General features: G+C 39.4%; 19 protein-coding genes and 1 other RNA gene. 7 read left to right on the forward strand and 13 right to left on the reverse strand.

What is annotated here, in order from left to right:
- The first annotated feature begins 443 nt into the window (after positions 1 to 443).
- On the forward strand, positions 444 to 1,817 hold the full coding sequence (locus tag J7Q84_RS00485; protein ID WP_209092430.1) for a S1C family serine protease: 1,374 nt from the start codon (positions 444 to 446) through the stop codon (positions 1,815 to 1,817).
- 192 nt (positions 1,818 to 2,009) lie between these two features.
- On the opposite strand, the gene J7Q84_RS00490 is transcribed toward J7Q84_RS00485, so the two are convergent.
- The 3 genes from J7Q84_RS00490 to J7Q84_RS00500 form a co-directional block, all read right to left on the reverse strand.
- Positions 2,010 to 2,303, reverse strand: coding sequence for a cytoplasmic protein (locus J7Q84_RS00490; RefSeq protein ID WP_209092432.1), 294 nt, complete (start codon positions 2,301 to 2,303; stop codon positions 2,010 to 2,012).
- An 11-nt stretch (positions 2,304 to 2,314) separates the two neighbouring features.
- The gene (locus tag J7Q84_RS00495; RefSeq protein WP_209092434.1) at positions 2,315 to 2,947 is read right to left on the reverse strand and encodes a LysE family transporter; all 633 of its coding nucleotides are present in this window, start codon (positions 2,945 to 2,947) and stop codon (positions 2,315 to 2,317) included.
- Positions 2,948 to 3,120: 173 nt separating this feature from the next.
- Entirely contained in the window at positions 3,121 to 3,858 is a 738-nt protein-coding gene (locus tag J7Q84_RS00500; RefSeq protein WP_209092436.1) for a YqcI/YcgG family protein, read from the reverse strand.
- Between the two features lie 241 nt (positions 3,859 to 4,099).
- On the opposite strand from J7Q84_RS00500, the gene cspD reads away from it, so the two are divergent.
- Complete coding sequence (gene cspD / locus J7Q84_RS00505; RefSeq protein WP_209092438.1) at positions 4,100 to 4,297, forward strand: cold-shock protein CspD; 198 nt, start codon at positions 4,100 to 4,102, stop codon at positions 4,295 to 4,297.
- 203 nt (positions 4,298 to 4,500) lie between these two features.
- The gene (locus J7Q84_RS00510; RefSeq protein WP_209093067.1) at positions 4,501 to 4,749 is read left to right on the forward strand and encodes a DUF2564 family protein; all 249 of its coding nucleotides are present in this window, start codon (positions 4,501 to 4,503) and stop codon (positions 4,747 to 4,749) included.
- 22 nt (positions 4,750 to 4,771) lie between these two features.
- Here J7Q84_RS00510 and J7Q84_RS00515 read toward each other — a convergent pair whose 3' ends face one another.
- Positions 4,772 to 4,948, reverse strand: a complete 177-nt coding sequence (locus J7Q84_RS00515; protein WP_209092440.1) for a zinc-finger domain-containing protein — start codon at positions 4,946 to 4,948, stop codon at positions 4,772 to 4,774.
- 15 nt (positions 4,949 to 4,963) lie between these two features.
- Positions 4,964 to 5,623 carry a ribonuclease H family protein gene (locus J7Q84_RS00520; protein ID WP_209093068.1) on the reverse strand — a complete coding sequence of 220 codons (660 nt, stop codon included), beginning with the start codon at positions 5,621 to 5,623 and terminating at the stop codon, positions 4,964 to 4,966.
- A gap of 130 nt (positions 5,624 to 5,753) precedes the next feature.
- Between J7Q84_RS00520 and J7Q84_RS00525 the strand changes: the two genes are divergently transcribed.
- Genes J7Q84_RS00525 through J7Q84_RS00535 form a run of 3 tightly spaced genes read left to right on the forward strand, consistent with a single transcriptional unit; the run spans position 5,754 to position 7,944 of the window.
- On the forward strand, positions 5,754 to 6,626 hold the full coding sequence (locus tag J7Q84_RS00525) for an aldose 1-epimerase family protein (RefSeq protein WP_209092441.1): 873 nt from the start codon (positions 5,754 to 5,756) through the stop codon (positions 6,624 to 6,626).
- A gap of 14 nt (positions 6,627 to 6,640) precedes the next feature.
- Positions 6,641 to 7,042 carry a reverse transcriptase-like protein gene (locus J7Q84_RS00530; protein WP_209092443.1) on the forward strand — a complete coding sequence of 134 codons (402 nt, stop codon included), beginning with the start codon at positions 6,641 to 6,643 and terminating at the stop codon, positions 7,040 to 7,042.
- Positions 7,039 to 7,944, forward strand: coding sequence for a DMT family transporter (locus tag J7Q84_RS00535; RefSeq protein WP_209092445.1), 906 nt, complete (start codon positions 7,039 to 7,041; stop codon positions 7,942 to 7,944). Before J7Q84_RS00530 ends, J7Q84_RS00535 begins: the two co-directional genes overlap by 4 nt.
- An 8-nt stretch (positions 7,945 to 7,952) precedes the next feature.
- Here J7Q84_RS00535 and J7Q84_RS00540 read toward each other — a convergent pair whose 3' ends face one another.
- The 7 genes from J7Q84_RS00540 to J7Q84_RS00570 form a co-directional block, all read right to left on the reverse strand.
- The gene (locus J7Q84_RS00540) at positions 7,953 to 8,222 is read right to left on the reverse strand and encodes a DUF6123 family protein (protein WP_209092447.1); all 270 of its coding nucleotides are present in this window, start codon (positions 8,220 to 8,222) and stop codon (positions 7,953 to 7,955) included.
- A 106-nt stretch (positions 8,223 to 8,328) separates the two neighbouring features.
- Complete coding sequence (locus J7Q84_RS00545; protein WP_209092449.1) at positions 8,329 to 8,826, reverse strand: GDYXXLXY domain-containing protein; 498 nt, start codon at positions 8,824 to 8,826, stop codon at positions 8,329 to 8,331.
- Positions 8,823 to 10,082, reverse strand: coding sequence for a DUF2157 domain-containing protein (locus tag J7Q84_RS00550; protein ID WP_209092451.1), 1,260 nt, complete (start codon positions 10,080 to 10,082; stop codon positions 8,823 to 8,825). Before J7Q84_RS00550 ends, J7Q84_RS00545 begins: the two co-directional genes overlap by 4 nt.
- A 238-nt stretch (positions 10,083 to 10,320) precedes the next feature.
- On the reverse strand, positions 10,321 to 11,187 hold the full coding sequence (locus tag J7Q84_RS00555) for a 5'-3' exonuclease (protein WP_209092453.1): 867 nt from the start codon (positions 11,185 to 11,187) through the stop codon (positions 10,321 to 10,323).
- 58 nt (positions 11,188 to 11,245) lie between these two features.
- Positions 11,246 to 11,423: non-coding RNA, 6S RNA (ssrS, locus tag J7Q84_RS00560), on the reverse strand.
- A gap of 114 nt (positions 11,424 to 11,537) precedes the next feature.
- Positions 11,538 to 12,359 (reverse strand): sulfurtransferase, encoded by an 822-nt coding sequence (locus J7Q84_RS00565; RefSeq protein ID WP_209092455.1) that lies wholly within the window; start codon positions 12,357 to 12,359, stop codon positions 11,538 to 11,540.
- A 13-nt stretch (positions 12,360 to 12,372) separates the two neighbouring features.
- Entirely contained in the window at positions 12,373 to 12,636 is a 264-nt protein-coding gene (locus J7Q84_RS00570; protein ID WP_209092456.1) for a YpbS family protein, read from the reverse strand.
- A gap of 96 nt (positions 12,637 to 12,732) precedes the next feature.
- On the opposite strand from J7Q84_RS00570, the gene J7Q84_RS00575 reads away from it, so the two are divergent.
- Positions 12,733 to 12,993, forward strand: a complete 261-nt coding sequence (locus J7Q84_RS00575; protein WP_209092458.1) for a DUF3931 domain-containing protein — start codon at positions 12,733 to 12,735, stop codon at positions 12,991 to 12,993.
- Between the two features lie 40 nt (positions 12,994 to 13,033).
- On the opposite strand, the gene J7Q84_RS00580 is transcribed toward J7Q84_RS00575, so the two are convergent.
- Complete coding sequence (locus J7Q84_RS00580) at positions 13,034 to 16,711, reverse strand: dynamin family protein (protein ID WP_209092460.1); 3,678 nt, start codon at positions 16,709 to 16,711, stop codon at positions 13,034 to 13,036.
- Between the last annotated feature and the right edge of the window lie 36 nt (positions 16,712 to 16,747).

Here is a 16,747-nt window from a genome sequence, read left to right on the forward strand (position 1 = left end):
ATTCTCTTGCAATCCTGTTCCAGAAAGCTTGGTAGCCCTTTTGTATCATTGTATCACTTGTTCTCTAACCAGACTATCTAGACGTAGGAAACTACTCCATAGACCCAAAACATACCTATCTCCTTCTTCTGTACACTCCATCACCAATTGAGATTTTACTTCTTCTCTGTTGATACATCTGGCACTTTTCCTAGTCTTACGTTACTTCCGTTTGGTACAGGATAAAAAGATGTTGCTGTAAGTTACACTAATCATTATTTTACTGTATGGGACACTACAACAATTCAATAATATTAATTTATTCTCGTTAACTTACCTTCCTAATAAAGAAATCCACCGTTTTATAAAAACAAATATTTTTCTAGCCAAGTATTAGTGGAATATGACAAACAATTCCACTAATAGGATATTGTATCTTCGTATTTTACAAAGGAGGGAAATCGGTGAATAAAAGGGCGTTCATCACGATTCCGATCATCCTTGTGCTCTTAGCCGGCATTATCGGCACCTTCTGGCTTTCGAATACAAAGCCGGATACATCTGGCGTCAAATCAGCTCAGCGGATCGCTGCATATACAAAACCTGCTGTCGTTCGCATTATTGATGCAGTAATCGTAGAATGGGATTATTCTTATGTATACGACTACGATGTCTATGATTACTTTAAGCACTTGCAAGGAAAAACAGTTATCGGCAGCTCAGGCTCAGGTGCAATTATCAGCTCCAATGGGTATATTGTCACAAATGCCCATGTAGTCGATTTAACCAGAAAAACAGATCAGGAAATTGCGGATGCAGCCTTTGAACAGCTTGCCTATGATGTAGGGGTTCACTTTGGGGTGTCTACGGATGTTGCGTACCGATACTTAATAGAAAGGGTGGCTTGGAAATCTGTTACGAGAATCCAAAAAGTATTTTTGCCGAGTGGAGAGTCGTTTGACAGTGATGTAAAAGTATTCGGAGCACCCGTCGGTGAAGGAAAAGACGTTGCTGTAATTAAAATTGATGGCAAAAACCTGCCAACTCTGCAACTTGGAAATTCGGATTCTCTCCGCCTTCAGGATGATATTTGGGTGATTGGATATCCAGCAGCAGGAGATTCAGATTTACTGTCGCCAGAATCACAATTCGTCTCTACCATCAATGGAGGGCAAATATCTGCTACTGAGAAGAAATCCGCACAAGGAAGCCCAGTGATTCAAATTAGTGCCGCTGCCACCCATGGCAACAGCGGCGGTCCAATTGTAGATGCGAATGGCTTCATTGTCGGCTTACTCACCTTCAGAGGAGATACAGTAAATGGAAATGAAGTGCAAGGCTTTACTTTCGGTGTTCCTGCTACAACGATCCAAGAATTTGTAGCTCAATCAGGTGCTAAAAATGCTGAAAGTACTATTGATAAATTATATAAAGAGGGTCTTAATTTCTTCTGGGCAGGATACTATAAAGAAGCACTAGATAAATTTGAAAAGGTACAGCGGTTATATCCAAAACACTCAGAGATAACAAATCTCATCAGAGAAGCACAAGCAAAAGCAGATAAAAGTCTGACCTATTGGCCAAAATATACGTTATACTTCTATATTTATGACGGCGTAGCAGCTCTCTTTATTATCCTCTTGCTTCTATTTACATTTGCTTTTAAGCCTAAATCACAAGCAGCAGCGGTATCCGCTTCAACAACTCTCTCTACCTCATCCCCAAACAAGGCAGATGATATGATGAAAATGATCAAAGACGGTGAAATTAATATGCAGGAAGTTATAAAAACAATAGAAGAACAAATGAAGAAGAAAAAAGACGAGCAGAAAGAATAATAGAAGCAAGCTGAAGAAGAGCATTGTCTCCCCTTCAGCTTGCTTCTATTTATTTCTGCATCCGGTCTGCACCTCAACCATTTTGCTTTATTTTATTATCCTTGTTCAAATGTTCTTTTTTGGTCGCTATCACATACTAGCGATAGCTATATCTAAAAAATCCGCATCTCTTGTTAGATGCGGAAGCATATACTAAAAATTGGCTCCTTCTTCTAAAAAGTCCAAGTTTTCTTGTTTATAAATGTTTTGGCGCGTAATAATATGATCGACGTAAAAAACCACTATATTCCCGCGAACCACTTCACCTGTAATCATTCCAATCTTATCCTCAAACAAAGCAAAACTCGATTGCTCTTTCTTCTCTATAAGCGATTCTGCAATCCGCAAGACAGCTTCATATACTTGCGTTCGATTCAACTTTTCTTTTACAAGCTTTGCAGACAGCTTTATAAAAACTTCTTGTCCTTTAACATTAGTACGGTACATATAATCTCCTCCTAAATAAAAAGCTGCAATGCTTTACATGCAAAATGAATGGAATACCCAATCAACACAAGACCTGCCCCTGCAGTTATGTAATTAAGGGATCTTTGGGTTAAAAGTGTACGTCCAAAATGTACGGAAAACGCTATGTTTAAGTTCCATAAGATAATGCCTAAAATGATACAAAAACTGTACACAACAGCTTCAGTACGATCCACTTTAGTCAAAAGTGAGCTTAAGGTGCTTCCGTACACTCCAAACCAAAATATAAGATTTAACGGATTAGATAACGCAATACTAAACCCTGAAAAAAAAGATTCTCGAATCCCTCCCATCTCTTTCTTTATATATTTCATCTCTTTTTGTGAAATTCCTTGTTTCAGACTGCTTAAACCTAGCTGAAGTAATAAAAAAAATCCAATACTGTACATAAAGACTTGTACATATGTGTGCATAAAAAAGGAAGACAAACCAAAATAAATGAGGAGCATGTAGATAATATCCGCCGTCATCCCACCGATTCCTACCATCCATGCATGCCAAAATCCCTGTTCAATTCCTCTTTTCAACATCTCCACATTAATCGGTCCCACCGGAGCAGCAAGAGATACACCCAGTACAATTTGCTGAATTATAGTTATAATCATACAAATTCCTTTCCTTGCATCCTTACTATATATAATGAGGCAAGTCCGAAAAATAGAAGACCTATTCGTTTTTTTTTAGAAATAATCCCCTTTACTATACCCTGCAAATAGGAAAAATATGTAATTAAAATATGTTACCTGACACTATACTTCAAAAAAACCGTCAGCATCAGCTAACGGTTTTTCTTATAATGAAAAGGACATTTTCCCTCTATCGGCTGTATATCATCACCAATAAAATATTGCTTCCACTCCCGATGATTTATATCACCGTAATGACTGATATCGGGATGCTTTGGCAATCCATCCCATTTTTCGACTCGTTCACGTACCGATTGCCGCGAATGTGCTCCTTGCGGCCGATTGCCTTCGAGTCCTTCAAAAATCATACGGGGCTGAAAGCCGATAACAAGCGAATTTCCCAGATCCCGTGTTTTCCGTTGTTTGTATGCAGGTGCATTTCCAAACGCAAAAATCGCCTCTCCTCCAAAGGAAAACTCCCACAAATAATGATCCGGATTAGGAGGAATATACTCTGGCCACGGCTGTGTGTCTTTCTCATGCAAAAACTGCAGTACATTCCAAAAATAATCTCTGTAATACTCTAAAGCACGCTCCTCCTCTTCCGGTTCAACAAATACGAATAAGCCTCTTCTGATAAGCGGTTTTTGCTGCATCAGCTGTAAAAACTCCATTATCGTATTTGGCAAAGTACTCCAGTCTCCATGGGAAATAAAGGAATAGCGAAGATCACCTTTTTTCAGAGCTGTCATACCAAAATAACACGGAAAGGTTGGATCAGATACAACTTTAGAAAAAGTTTCAAATTCTTCTCCTACCCATTTCGGCAAATCCTTCCGACTTTTCATATCCTCATTTTTCAGTAAATATGAAACTTGATGTGTTTGCATATACTCCCCCCTCTTCAGTTCACTTTATTGTAAAAGAAGGTTGTACTATACATGCTTTTATAACTTTCTGTTCTTCTCACCAACCTGAATGTAAACCAAGGAAAAATAAAGCGTTTACTTGACTTGAATTTGGACTGTATTGTATATTTAATACTGTCATTGGTTTTAAGCTCGGTACATACACTTGGTTTTAAAACTCGAAATGATGAATATAGCGTTTTTTTCTAGGAGGATATGCACAATGCAAGGTAAAGTTAAATGGTTTAATGCAGAAAAAGGTTTCGGTTTCATCGAAGTTGAAGGTGGAGACGATGTATTCGTACACTTCTCAGCTATCCAAGGAGATGGCTACAAAAGTTTAGAAGAAGGTCAAGAAGTTTCTTTCGACATCACTGAAGGCAACCGTGGACCTCAAGCTGCTAACGTAGTGAAACTTTAATCAATACTACTTTTGAATGTATAAGAGGCTTTTTTAAGCCTCTTTTTATTTTTATTCGTTTTCTTTCTTTGTATATTTCCATTTTGAATAACAAAAACTATGCCGGAACCAATGAAACTGCGCTTGTACAGGCAGTTTGCATTACCTAACGTGTTCTCGGTGTCGTGACGGACAATCAGAACGGGATCAAGGAGGAAACGAAAATGGCAGAAGAATTTACTGACTTTGAAGAAGTGTTTATGCGCGTAGAGTCCGCTAAAAAAATGGTGGGTTCAGCTACTGTCAGCATGGATCCAGATTCATTAAGCAATGCTACGACAGCCGTTGAAGAAGCGAGATACCAGCTGGAGAAAATGAAGGCTGCCGCCACAGATTTAGACGAAGCATTTTTACGGAGTCAAGAACAAATGCTCACTCAATGTGAACATCAACTGCAAGAAGCCAAACAGTAAAACCGCCACAGGGCGGTTTTTATTATGATAGCTTTTTTCCGTACTCTTTTAGCTTTTGTCCTACGGTGCAGTGCTTTATGCAAAATGATTGGGCATATTTCTTTCCTTGTTCCTTCCGAAAGTGACTGTTGAGAAAACAGCCCTGACAGTACATTTCCAATAAATCATTTACCTCAGTAATCAACTGTTTTCTGTTCACCCCTTTCACCTCCTGCTATTCGTCCAGTCCTTTTTGGCTGTCAATTGTTGTCCCTTCCAGCGCTTGCGTGGCAAGCTGATGAGCTTCCTTATTCCCTTTTCTTGAAATAGGCTCATACTGCGGGCGAACACTCAGCTTTTTGATTTTCTCTTCAATTCGATCCAAATAGCGATTTAAGTTCTGCTCATAGCATGGCCATTCACCAGATAATTGCTTTAGTACCACTTGGGAGTCTCCTCGAAAAATTACAGATTGATGCTGTACATGTAACTCCTCTAAAATCTGTATCCCGTTTAACAAGGCCGCATATTCTGCTTCATTATTATCTTCTAGTTCATCTATCCTCATATTTCGTCTAATACGATAAGTTTTTCCATTCTGTTTGTAATAGATACTAATCCCGATTCCAGCTGTTTTCGTCGCTATATCAAATCCTCCATCGAAATATAAGACAATGTCATGCGGCTCTGCTTCTATTTGGGTAATGAGTTTTTCGAGCTCTTTTTTTGTCCAAGCTGTTTCATTTTCATCATAAAAACGCAATTCCTTAACTCGTCCTGTTTTTTCAAAATCAGCACTTAAATCCAATATCATTTCCATTTCTAAAAACTCTGTTTGCAGCGTGGCTTCTTTTCCATTTTTCGCTTTATACAACCATTCCACACGATATTTCATCATATTTTTCTCCCTAATATATTAGAATCCTTTTCTTTATTTTAATAGCTCTTTCAGAAAATAATACATATATAATAGTTTCTTGTTATAATAAAGGGAAACTTCTAGCATCTAAAGGAGAAATCACACTATGACAGCCACCATTCAAAATGATGTATTGACCATCACTATAGAAGAGGCGGGAGCAGAACTCACAAGCATCCAATTAAATGCGGACAAAACAGAATACTTATGGCAAGCAGAGCCTTCCTTTTGGCAACGTCATGCACCGATCTTATTTCCCATTGTCGGCAGACTTGTAGACAATACATATTATGTAAAGGGTATGCCCTATGAGCTGCCGCAGCATGGATTTGCCCGTGATATGACCTTCGATATCGCCCAGCAAAGCGATACCTTTATTACATACAAATTAACTAGCAACGAAGCGACGTTGCAAAAATACCCGTTTCAATTTGAATTATATGTAACATACACATTGGAAAATAACTCCCTTCATGTTCAATATGAAGTGAAAAATCGTACAGATGGGGACATGTATTTTTCTATCGGTGCTCATCCTGGTTTCCGCTGTCCATTGCTTGCTAATGAACAATATACGGACTACTATCTGGAGTTTTCCTCTCCAGAACGATTAGAAACATATGTGCTGCAAGGTCCGTATATTAGAGAAGAAAAGCTGGTTTTAGCGGAACGGGCAGGCTCGCTCCCGCTTTCACAACAATTATTTAAAAATGATGCGATTATTTTGGAAAATATGAACCATAACGAAATTACTATTCGTTCGCACAAAAATGAAAAATTCATTCGAGTCAGCTTTGACGGCTTTCCATATGTAGGCATTTGGTCAGAAAGCAACGGGGCTCCATTTGTATGCATAGAACCGTGGTACGGTATCGCAGATGAAGTCGGAGAAGCGAAAGAACTGCACAGAAAAAAAGGAATACAAGTTCTTGGCAAAGATGAAAACTTCACTTGCCAATACACGATTACAATTGGTTGATTGGGGGAACCGCGTTGATCGAAGTATATATTGACGGAGCGACAAAAGGAAATCCTGGTCCATCGGGAGCGGGGATATTTATAAGAGGAAATGGGTCCGCTGTACAACTGGCCATTCCTCTTGGCATCATGACCAATCATGAAGCTGAATATCATTCACTATTAGAAGCATTAAAGTATTGCAGGCAGCAAGGATATAAAACGGTTTCATTCCGGACAGATTCCCAATTAGTAGAACGCGCTGTAGAAAAGCAATACGCCAAAAACAAAACGTTTGCTCCGCTATTAGAAGAAGCGTTACAGCTCATCGCAGCGTTTGATTTATTCTTTATTAAGTGGATACCGAGCAGTCAAAATAAAGTAGCAGATGAATTGGCTCGAAAAGCAATTTTGCAAAACAGAGGAGAAAATAGATGAAAAAAAAATGGGTTGCCAATGTTTCTTTATTGTTTGTAGCTTTCATATGGGGTGTAACATTCGTCATTGTCCAAAACGCCATTTCTCTTGTTCCACCGTTTACCTTTAATGCTATTCGTTTTTTTCTTGCAGGTGTTATTTTACTAATTATAGAGCGTATGTTAAAAGGAAAATCCACTTCTGCATATAAGAAGAGTCTGCTTCCCGGCGCTGTTGTCGGTTGCTTTCTATTTGGCGGCTATTTGTTCCAAACATTCGGATTGCTGTATACAACATCCTCAAAAGCCGGCTTTTTAACAGGACTCAGTGTCGTACTTATCCCTGTTTTCTCGTTTATCTTTTTAAAACAAAAAACAGGTATGTTTGCTATAATCGGCGTTGCTATAGCCACTCTCGGATTATTTTTATTAACAACTGAAAGCGGCTTTTCGTTAAATCGAGGAGATGCACTGGTGCTTTGTTGCGCAGTTTCCTTTGCAATCCACATTTTATTAAATGGAACTTATTCAAAACAGTACTCCGTTCTCCATTTAACCACCATTCAAATTCTCACGGTAGCCGCGCTTTCCGCTGGCTGCGCTGTTTTCTTTGAAGATTGGAGTGTACTGCTTTCGGCTGCTCTATGGCGTAATGCTTCCTTTGTATTTTCTTTATTTATTACCGCTGTATTAGCAACAGCTCTCGCATTTTTTATTCAAACAGCAGCACAAACGCTTATCTCTCCTACGCGCGTTGCCATTATTTTTGCGATGGAACCTGTATTTGCCGCAGTAGCCGGCATACTTTTTGCATCTGAGCGGTTGTCTGTAGCCGCAGCTGTTGGGGGTGTATGTATTTTTCTTGGCATGATTTTGGCTGAATTACCAAACAAACCTGTAAAAAAAGAAACGCAAGCGGCATGAAGTCACTTCTACTCGAATTGACTCACAAAAGCCCTTGCGCTTTTTGTATCTTCAACTTCCTGTTGCAACAGTGCTTCTAACAGTCCGATATAATAACTACCGTCAAAATGACGCTGATGCCGGAGCGTTGCTTCAATGGCAATGGTAACCATACTATCGGCTGCACCGGTATATTTTTGTCCGAATGCAATAAATCCAAGCTCCTCTTCGGAAAATTTAAACCCCTTTGACTGTAAGAACACTATATAATTTGTAACAGTATTTCTATTTTCGCTCATTATATCTTCACCTTACTTATTTTCTTTCTTCCCTCCTTTTCATCATACATCGTTTTGAACCGCTTGCAAATAAAAATTACCCTCCAAAACTGGAGGGTATTCCTCTTTATTCAGTTCCCTCTATAAATTGATGCCAGCGGGAGACCTTCACATGCACTTTCAGCCTTCCAGCCTGTTCCTCAATAGCCTTGCCCGTTCCTTCTTTGACATACAACCGCTCTAATCCATATTCTAAGCGTAAAGTCCCATCGCCATTCTCCATCGCTTTCGCCCTGAGAACAACCTCTTCGCTGCTCGCATTAGGCTTATCCCTTACAACCTTTTTAACCTCATACTCATTTCCTTGTTTTCGCAGCAGCACATATACTTTTTCGCGGAACGTTATCCTTTCTGTTCCTTCCCACTTACTATATGGAACCGTAGAAATCGTATAATTTAAATATACATAATCGCCATAAAACAAATCCTGCGGATCAACCGGCTCTGTCTGCAATATAATATCTTTTCCGTACCATTTTGTATAATAATGTACTCCTGCCATTCCTGATAAACTCACAAGTTGACAGATGACCAGCAATACAATCCACCATGTTCTCTTTTTCATTTTCTCTCTTCCTCCTCTTCAAATAATTCCTTTTGTTTATGAGTAAGGAAAAAGTACAGCCCTGTTACAATAAGAGCTCCGATTAAGAAAAAGAGAGATTTCGATAAAAATGTAAACCCAAACTGAAAGTAAACGGTAAAAATACTCACAATAAGTAAATTAGAGCCTAAGCGAATAGTCTTCCGCTCCGTCGTCTTATAGCCCTGCACAAGAAGGCTGACAGGGTATAAGATAACCATAAACAACGCTGCATAATTAGCAGAATCTGCATTTGGAAGAAATAGAACAGGAAAAAACAGCACCCATTCAAGCAACGTACTGACCGGCTCCTGCCTCTTTTTTTTCATGTAAAATGAAACAGTAAAGAGAAGCAGAATGCTTATAACATAAACCGCAATCACACTAGAAGATACATCAGCCGTGAATGCATCTGGAAGCAAAATATTTACTACATAATAAAAGTACAATCCGATAATCGGCAAAGTTTTCAGCGGGTGTCTATATGGCTTGCTCTCTACCTCTCCTATCACATGCAAAAGTGCTACAATCACAAACGGCAGAGTATATTGACAAAGCTGCTGCCATATAGCATGTTCTTGCTGGTGGAAACTTATCGGAAGCAAAATGGACCACTGTAATAGAGTACTGATAGTAAACAGACGGCTGTACAGTACTTTTTTCTCTTTGAATACAAGATAACCAAGGCCCAGTGCCGACAGCACTAAAATCCCGACATGAATAGTAGAAAAGGAAGATCCGCTATAGATTTGTCCCACATTCCAAATAACGGCACTTACAACGACTAAAAACGGGTTTCTATACATGAGAGCCACAAGGTACGCAGCCAAGCCCCACAAACAGAACACTACAGCGCTGTACGACACATAATGAAAGGTTTGCCCTATTAAAATCATCCCTGCTCCAAAGCTGATGATTCCTAAAAATAATAACCCAATTCCCCATACTTTATTTCTCTTCTCATACACAAATGCACCAGCACCGTAAAACCCGATGAGAAATACAAAAATGATGATAAGCTTGAATTCAGCCGTCAGTACATCCCAATTAGACGCAATAAAAGTCAATACGCTTAATGCCAACAGTATACTTGCAAAAATAGGCAGGAGCTTCACAAACCATTTACGAGAATCTTCTTCCGCTGCAGTATTCGCTAACATATGCATTCCTTGTTCCTTTGTAATAATAGATTGCTCTATCCATTGCTCTACAAGCTTCTCAAGCTCTCTATACTTCACACCATTCTCCCCCTTCTCTACATACTTTCTCTATTACATTGTAAGAATTACAGAATGAATTCATTACAAATTTACATTATAGTGTAATTTTACACTTAATTTCAGAAAAAACAATATATTTTCACAATAAATTGAGGTTTCCATCAATATTCTTTTCTTTCTTTTCCGACAGGTTGAGAGCAAGATTCAAATAAAAAACAGCTTTTATCTAAAGCTGTTTATACTATGTCTTATTCAGTTATAAAAGTACTAAAAATTGCTCAGAACGGCTCCATTCCATCTCTTTTACAATTCTAGTAATCTGTTGTTTATCCGCTGTCAAAAGCGCATCCTCAAGCGTGCAGCATACTGGGACTTCACAATGAATTCTAGCCAGCTGTCTGGACATATGAAGATTATCCAAATCCCCCTCGATTTTCGTGCGTTGTGCTTTTGTAAGAAGCGGTAAATTTGTTAATATTCCTTCGATTGAACTGAATTTTTGAATTAAGCTGTACGCTGTTTTTTCCCCGATTCCCTTCACACCAGGATAATTATCGCTGCTGTCACCCATTAACGCCTTGACGTCTATAATCTGACTCGGGGATACTCCTTTTTCCTCTACAATTCTTGTAGGCGTATAAAACTCATAATTTCCCAATCCTTTTCGCAGCAGCATAATCGTTACATTTTCATCTGCCAGCTGTAAAAGGTCTGTATCTCCTGTCAAAATAATAACCTCTGCCTCTTGTTTGTACTGACACGCTAGGGTGCCTATGCAATCATCTGCTTCATAACCAGCTAAGCCCACGTTTGGAATTTCTAAACCGTCCGTTACGCTTTTTACCAAATCAAATTGCGGCTTTAATTCGTCCGGAGGTGCATTGCGATTAGCCTTATAATCGCTGAAGCTTTCTGTTCGAAATGTGGAGCTCCCCATATCCCAGCAAGCAATAACGTGACTTGGATTAACGGTTTGTATTGCTGTCAGCATATGCTTTAAAAATCCGTGCACACCGTTTGTCGGTACTCCTTCAGATGTTTTCATATAATTCCCATGGACGCTTGTTGCGTAAAAGGAACGAAATAATAATGCCATACCATCAACTAAAAGAATTTTCTTCATTCGTCCATCTCCTATTTTCGGCACAAAAATAAAAAACCTCACGTGTGTACGTAAGGTTATTGCACCCGCATGTGCCGTCACTTGTAAATGCCCTAAAACCCGCTCTCGCAGGTGGATGCTCTCACAAACACCTTCATCTTCCTTATGTAAGGCATGATGTCAGAGTTTAAATATCGAACTTCCGTATTCATAACGTTGGTTTAAGACATAAATAAGTCCGTACACTGCAGGAATCATTCACTTTTAAACATATCATACAGTACTTTCAAATACGTTGTATGATCTTTTGTGTCTCCTATTGTAATATAAAAAATCGAGGGATGCAACCTTAAAAGACCATATATTTTCCTCTATTTTTCAACAGGATTTTCATCGTAAGAAATCCAATCGCTCCAGCTTCCACTATATAGTTTCACATTTTCGAAACCAGCTTGCCGCAGTGCCAGCACATTTGGACAGGCTGTCACACCAGATCCACAATATACAATAATTTCAGCGTCTTTCTGTAAAGAGGCAAATTGTTCATCTTGCTCTTTAAAAATACCTTCCTCTGTCAGTGCATCCTTCCAAAAGCTGTGGATGGCAGTTGGGATGTGCCCGGCTTTTTTATCGATAGGTTCCTCAATACCTTCATAACGCTTCTTTTCTCTAGAATCAATCAGCACAAATTTCGTATTTTGTTCAATCCGCTCTTTCACATCCTGCATATTTACCTGCATATGCTGCTGCACTGATGGAATAAATGTGTTAGGGGTAATAGAGGGAAGTTCCTCTGTAACAGGGTAACCTTGTTGCAGCCACATAGGCAATCCGCCATTTAAGACATATACCTTTTTATGCCCCACATACGTAAGCAGCCACCAGAAGCGAGACGCCATCGCTCCATGCTGACTGTCATACGCCACCACCGTTGTATCTTGACCGATTCCTGCCTCAGCCAGCTTTTGAACGAACTCATCCACATTTGGAAGTGGATGACGCCCTCCGTGAACATCGATTTTACCAGATAAATCTGTATTCAAATCCATATAAACTGCACCTGGAATGTGACCTCTCGTATATTGCTGGTATCCCCATTCTGGATTAGCTAAATCGAACTGACAGTCCACGATACGAATATTTTCATCCTTTAAGCAGGCAAACAGCTGATCCGCATCCTTTGTATAAATCATTTGCATCCCTCGCTTATTTATTAGCTAACCGGCTGGCATACTCTCGAACCATTTCTTCAGTTACATACTTTCGTTCTGCCGTAATGCCATATTTTGAAAGTGCATTGATTTGCTTCGTAGTCATATTAATACTATCGACTGAAAACGGTTGATGTTGCAAACATAGCATAACAGCTGAATCGATTGCAGCCTCTCTCTCCGCTTCTAATCGAAGAAATTCCTGTACCGCCGCATGCTGTTTTTTAGAGTGAGCTGAAATTGCCTTATGTACTTCCATTCTGTATTCCTGCCTTTCAGTAAGATAATATAATACATCAATTTTGTTCTAAATTATTCTGCTAGTCAATATTTAATACAAAGGGGGAATCTGTCCATGACAAAAAAAGATGCGAAACAAACAGGTAACATCATTGCTCTTGAAGGTGGAAAGCTGAAAAATCCTGCCGCTTCCAAATACCCCGCTTTAACTGTAGAAGGAAAAACATACGAGCTCACTTCCTTTGTATTGTGTGGTGAAACACCCGAAGGGAAGCGGCTCGTATTATCTCACATGGTTTCTACAGATGACTTTGCAGGACTTGTAAAAACATTGGATATGGTGCTGCAAAAACGAATCGAAAAAATTTTCTTTTAATGTGGCCCTGATATATAGGGCCTTATTTTTCATACGCATTTTACAGCTTTGCCATCTCCTGCTCTACTTTTCCTAATACACGCTGTATATGCCCCTCTGCCTCTTTATATACACTCACATCAACCGGGTTAGAAAGTACGTACAGCAAGGTTGCATAGTATTCTTCACAATCCTTTTGCATTTTTTGCTTTTGTTGAATCCAGCTCTGTTGCTGCTCCTGTTTGTATTGTTCAGTTATGCTGGATTTCTCCTCTTCCAAATAACGTGCTGTATGCAGCTCAAGTACCGCTTTCATTTCTTCCTGCATGTACTTCTTATCATTTTTTTCGAAAAATGACTTAGTATTTTTAAAATGTGACATCGCTTTTTTAAACGCATCTGCTTCTAGATTCTCAAACGGCTCTTTGTACTTGATAGCACCATACTCGTAACGATCAAGCACAGTAAGAGTAATCTGCTCGTTCTCTGAAGAACATGCAACAGCCATTTGTTCTCCATGCATCATGAGTTTTTTTGTAATGTAATTTTCAATTCTTAGGGAAGTCGCTCTCATTTCCTGCGATAGATCATGCTTCATAAACCCTGTTAATTCCAGCACACATGCCCGCAGCTTTTTCTTTATATCTGTCCCATCTTCTCTCAAGGAAGACGGGTTCAGTACTTCTGTGAACATATCGTTATAGCGAAGAAACAATCGCTGTTTCACATAATAAAGCAGTTCGTTCACTTCATTTTCAAGCGCTCGTTCTTCCGCTAGAATACTGTATTGTTGTATCTTTGTAAGCATAAGTGCCTTCTCTTGCTCATATTGCTGGATTTGACGTTCCTTTTCTTCATTTCCCTGAACCGCTGAAGCAATCATATTTTGTAGTACGCTTACGCCTCTTTTTATATCATTTTTCATGGCTGTAAGGGAAACTAGCATTAAATCCTTCAGCATAAAGGACGTAAATGCCGCTTCGAACGGTTGAATTCCCGATTTGTCTAATATTCCATATTGCCCCTCATTTACAGCGTTCTTTTGCTTTTCCTCGAGTGCGAACAAACTAGAAAGTGCAAACAATCTTGGGTTTCGAATTCCATATTGTAAAAGCTGATCTTGGATATAATATTTTACTTCCTGCAGCTCCTCATGAGAGGCTGCCAAATCAGCGGCATTGATAATAAAGAACATTTTATCCATCTCAAAAGCATCTTTTACACGTCCAAGCTGTATTAAAAACTCGCGATCTGCTCTTGAAAATGCATGGTTATAATACGTAACAAATAAAATCGCATCGGCATTTTTAATATATTCGAATGCCACTTCTGTATGACGCGCGTTAACAGAATCCGCTCCTGGCGTATCCACAATGGTGATTCCTTGCTCTGTTAACGGACACTCATAATACAGCTCTATCGATTCCACAAAGCACGACTTCTCTTCATTTGCTACATAAGAAGCAAAATCGTCTAAGCTGATTTGCACAGTATTTCCAAGTCTTTCACAAAAATCAACATATCCTTTTTTCACTGCTCGCAGAAAGCTAAACGTTGTCTTTTGCTTGCCGTTCGGCACACTGTACTCCAGCAGTTCTTCGATTCGCTCTAAAGCTTCCTCCATTGTAGACACATGCTTTTCAAATAAATTGTATACATGCTGCATATCTTCAAGCAATCGTTCTGCTGTTTTCACATATACAAGTACTGTTCCGTGCGGTTTATCCGGAGTGACAGGCAAAATCTTATTGATGGTCGCTGTCGTTGGATTAGGCGATACAGGAAGCACTTTATGTCCAAGCAACGCATTAGCAAAGGAGGATTTTCCAGCACTGAACGCTCCAAATAAGGCAACAGTAAATTGCTTCGTTTCGACACGTTGTCTTTTTTCCATAATATCTCTGTATACAGTCTGTAGTCCCGGTAAATCAACTAAATGTTCTTCTGCTTGTTTGACATCCTGCACAATATTATATACCTTTGTTTGCACATTTCCATCCCTTGAAAGCGACACGACAGACTCAGTTGATTCATATACTGCTTCGCTTTCCTCTGAAATGGCAAGCTTGTTAACAGAACGCATAAGCGACTCTTCCTGTAAAATCAATTCCATATCAAAATCCGAGTGGAATGTACCCTTTCCAGCTTTGATTTCATCCAGTCGCTGTTCATAGGCAGTATAAGCATCTTGAAGAGATTCTCGAGCCTGCAATGCCTCTTGGTACTTCTCATATGTCGCAATCGATTTTTCAAGCTGACTAAGTTCCTGTTCGTATTGCTGCTTAATAGACGGAAGAACTTCTTCAAACAACTGCATTGCTTGTTTTCGGTACAAACGTTTCACTTCGGTTGCTACATCTTCTGTATAATGCAATACATAGTCCCCTGTTAAGCCAGCACCAGTTTTAATGCAATTTTTCAACAAAGAAGGGTCAAACTCTGCTTTCAGTCCGTATACTTGTTGACCGATGTGTTCGGAATATAAGTCTTCCTTCTTCAAAAATGCAGCAATGGCTTCTTTAATATGAAAATCGATTTGGGTATCGACTATTGTTTTCAGCTGTTCATAAAACCGCATTACTCGGTTTTCTTTCTCTTTTTCTGTCTTTGCCTTTGAAAACAGAAATCCGACTTTAAAATTCGATTTTTCCGTTTCTAAATATTGATGAGCCAAATCCCGCACTTCAAATGGCATAAGATACGCATTTTGCAAAATTTTATCGATGCCGCTGCTGTACTCTGCTTTCATCTCTTGCTCTCGCTTATGCACTGCTTTCTTTTTCGCATACAGCTCTTCTAACTGCCCTTGTACCTCTTCATACTGAGAAGGAGAAAGCCCTATCAATTGAGACGCAATGGCTGCCTCTGTGTCCCCCTGCGATTTGCGATAAACCGATAAATGCTCCTGTATGAGATATTGCACTTCTTTCTCTGCACTTTCACTTGCCAGCTTTTCTCGTTGTTCAATAATCCCCTGTAAAAACTGCTCAAAGGCTTTTAATTCATTATTAGGGTGGCTTGGATTTCGTAAGGATGTGAAAAATATGCCGTCTACTGCAATATTCCACTGCTTGAACGATTCTTCCACACTTTTTCGATATTCAGAAAACGTTAATTCCTCTTCCTTATGCTTATCGATTTGGTTGATCACCAGCACAACTTGCTTTTCTCTTCTCTTTAACTCCTTTACAAACTCAAAATTCACTTCAGACTGTACATGATTATAATCCATCATATAAAAAATAAGATCTGCCAAGTGAAGCGCCGACTCCGTCGCAAGCTGATGGGCATCGTCTGTTGAATCAATACCTGGCGTATCGATTAAAATAACACCCTTCGGTAATGGAGCATGTTCTCTGAAGACATGCACTTCTACTACTTCATCACCATTTTTGCAAAGCTGTTTGAGTTCTGTATCCGTATACGCGCCGTCATACGTGTGACGAAGACCAGACTGCAAGGTAAGCGTAACACGATCTTCGCCCTGCTCCATTTTCACTACATTAGCGCTTGTCGGCACAGGGCTCGTTGGTAAAATATCCTCACCATAAAGCTTGTTCATCATAGACGACTTTCCAGCTGAAAAGTGTCCGCAAAACGCAACCATAAATTGCTCACGATATTGCTTTTTAATAATATCTAACATTCTGTTTCTGTTCTCGCTGTCTCCCTGTATTTGAAACTGCTCATATAACTGAACAAGCGGAGCAAGCTTTTGTTCGTGTAAAATCTTTATCATCTTCTGTGTTCCCCTTTAACCAAGATGTTCTTCTAC

Source organism: Bacillus sp. 165 (assembly GCF_017742235.1).
Classification (GTDB): Bacteria; Bacillota; Bacilli; order Bacillales; family Bacillaceae_G; genus JAGHKQ01.

Bases quoted from the DNA above. Each gene is read 5' to 3' on its own strand.
- J7Q84_RS00490 (WP_209092432.1), bottom strand. From the start codon at position 2,303: ATGTACCGTACTAATGTTAAAGGACAAGAAGTTTTTATAAAGCTGTCT.
- J7Q84_RS00495 (WP_209092434.1), bottom strand. From the start codon at position 2,947: ATGATTATAACTATAATTCAGCAAATTGTACTGGGTGTATCTCTTGCT.
- J7Q84_RS00500 (WP_209092436.1), bottom strand. From the start codon at position 3,858: ATGCAAACACATCAAGTTTCATATTTACTGAAAAATGAGGATATGAAA.
- cspD (WP_209092438.1), top strand. From the start codon at position 4,100: ATGCAAGGTAAAGTTAAATGGTTTAATGCAGAAAAAGGTTTCGGTTTC.
- J7Q84_RS00510 (WP_209093067.1), top strand. From the start codon at position 4,501: ATGGCAGAAGAATTTACTGACTTTGAAGAAGTGTTTATGCGCGTAGAG.
- J7Q84_RS00520 (WP_209093068.1), bottom strand. From the start codon at position 5,623: ATGAAATATCGTGTGGAATGGTTGTATAAAGCGAAAAATGGAAAAGAA.
- J7Q84_RS00525 (WP_209092441.1), top strand. From the start codon at position 5,754: ATGACAGCCACCATTCAAAATGATGTATTGACCATCACTATAGAAGAG.
- J7Q84_RS00535 (WP_209092445.1), top strand. From the start codon at position 7,039: ATGAAAAAAAAATGGGTTGCCAATGTTTCTTTATTGTTTGTAGCTTTC.
- J7Q84_RS00540 (WP_209092447.1), bottom strand. From the start codon at position 8,222: ATGAGCGAAAATAGAAATACTGTTACAAATTATATAGTGTTCTTACAG.
- J7Q84_RS00545 (WP_209092449.1), bottom strand. From the start codon at position 8,826: ATGAAAAAGAGAACATGGTGGATTGTATTGCTGGTCATCTGTCAACTT.
- J7Q84_RS00555 (WP_209092453.1), bottom strand. From the start codon at position 11,187: ATGAAGAAAATTCTTTTAGTTGATGGTATGGCATTATTATTTCGTTCC.
- J7Q84_RS00565 (WP_209092455.1), bottom strand. From the start codon at position 12,359: ATGATTTATACAAAGGATGCGGATCAGCTGTTTGCCTGCTTAAAGGAT.
- J7Q84_RS00570 (WP_209092456.1), bottom strand. From the start codon at position 12,636: ATGGAAGTACATAAGGCAATTTCAGCTCACTCTAAAAAACAGCATGCG.
- J7Q84_RS00575 (WP_209092458.1), top strand. From the start codon at position 12,733: ATGACAAAAAAAGATGCGAAACAAACAGGTAACATCATTGCTCTTGAA.
- J7Q84_RS00580 (WP_209092460.1), bottom strand. From the start codon at position 16,711: ATGATAAAGATTTTACACGAACAAAAGCTTGCTCCGCTTGTTCAGTTA.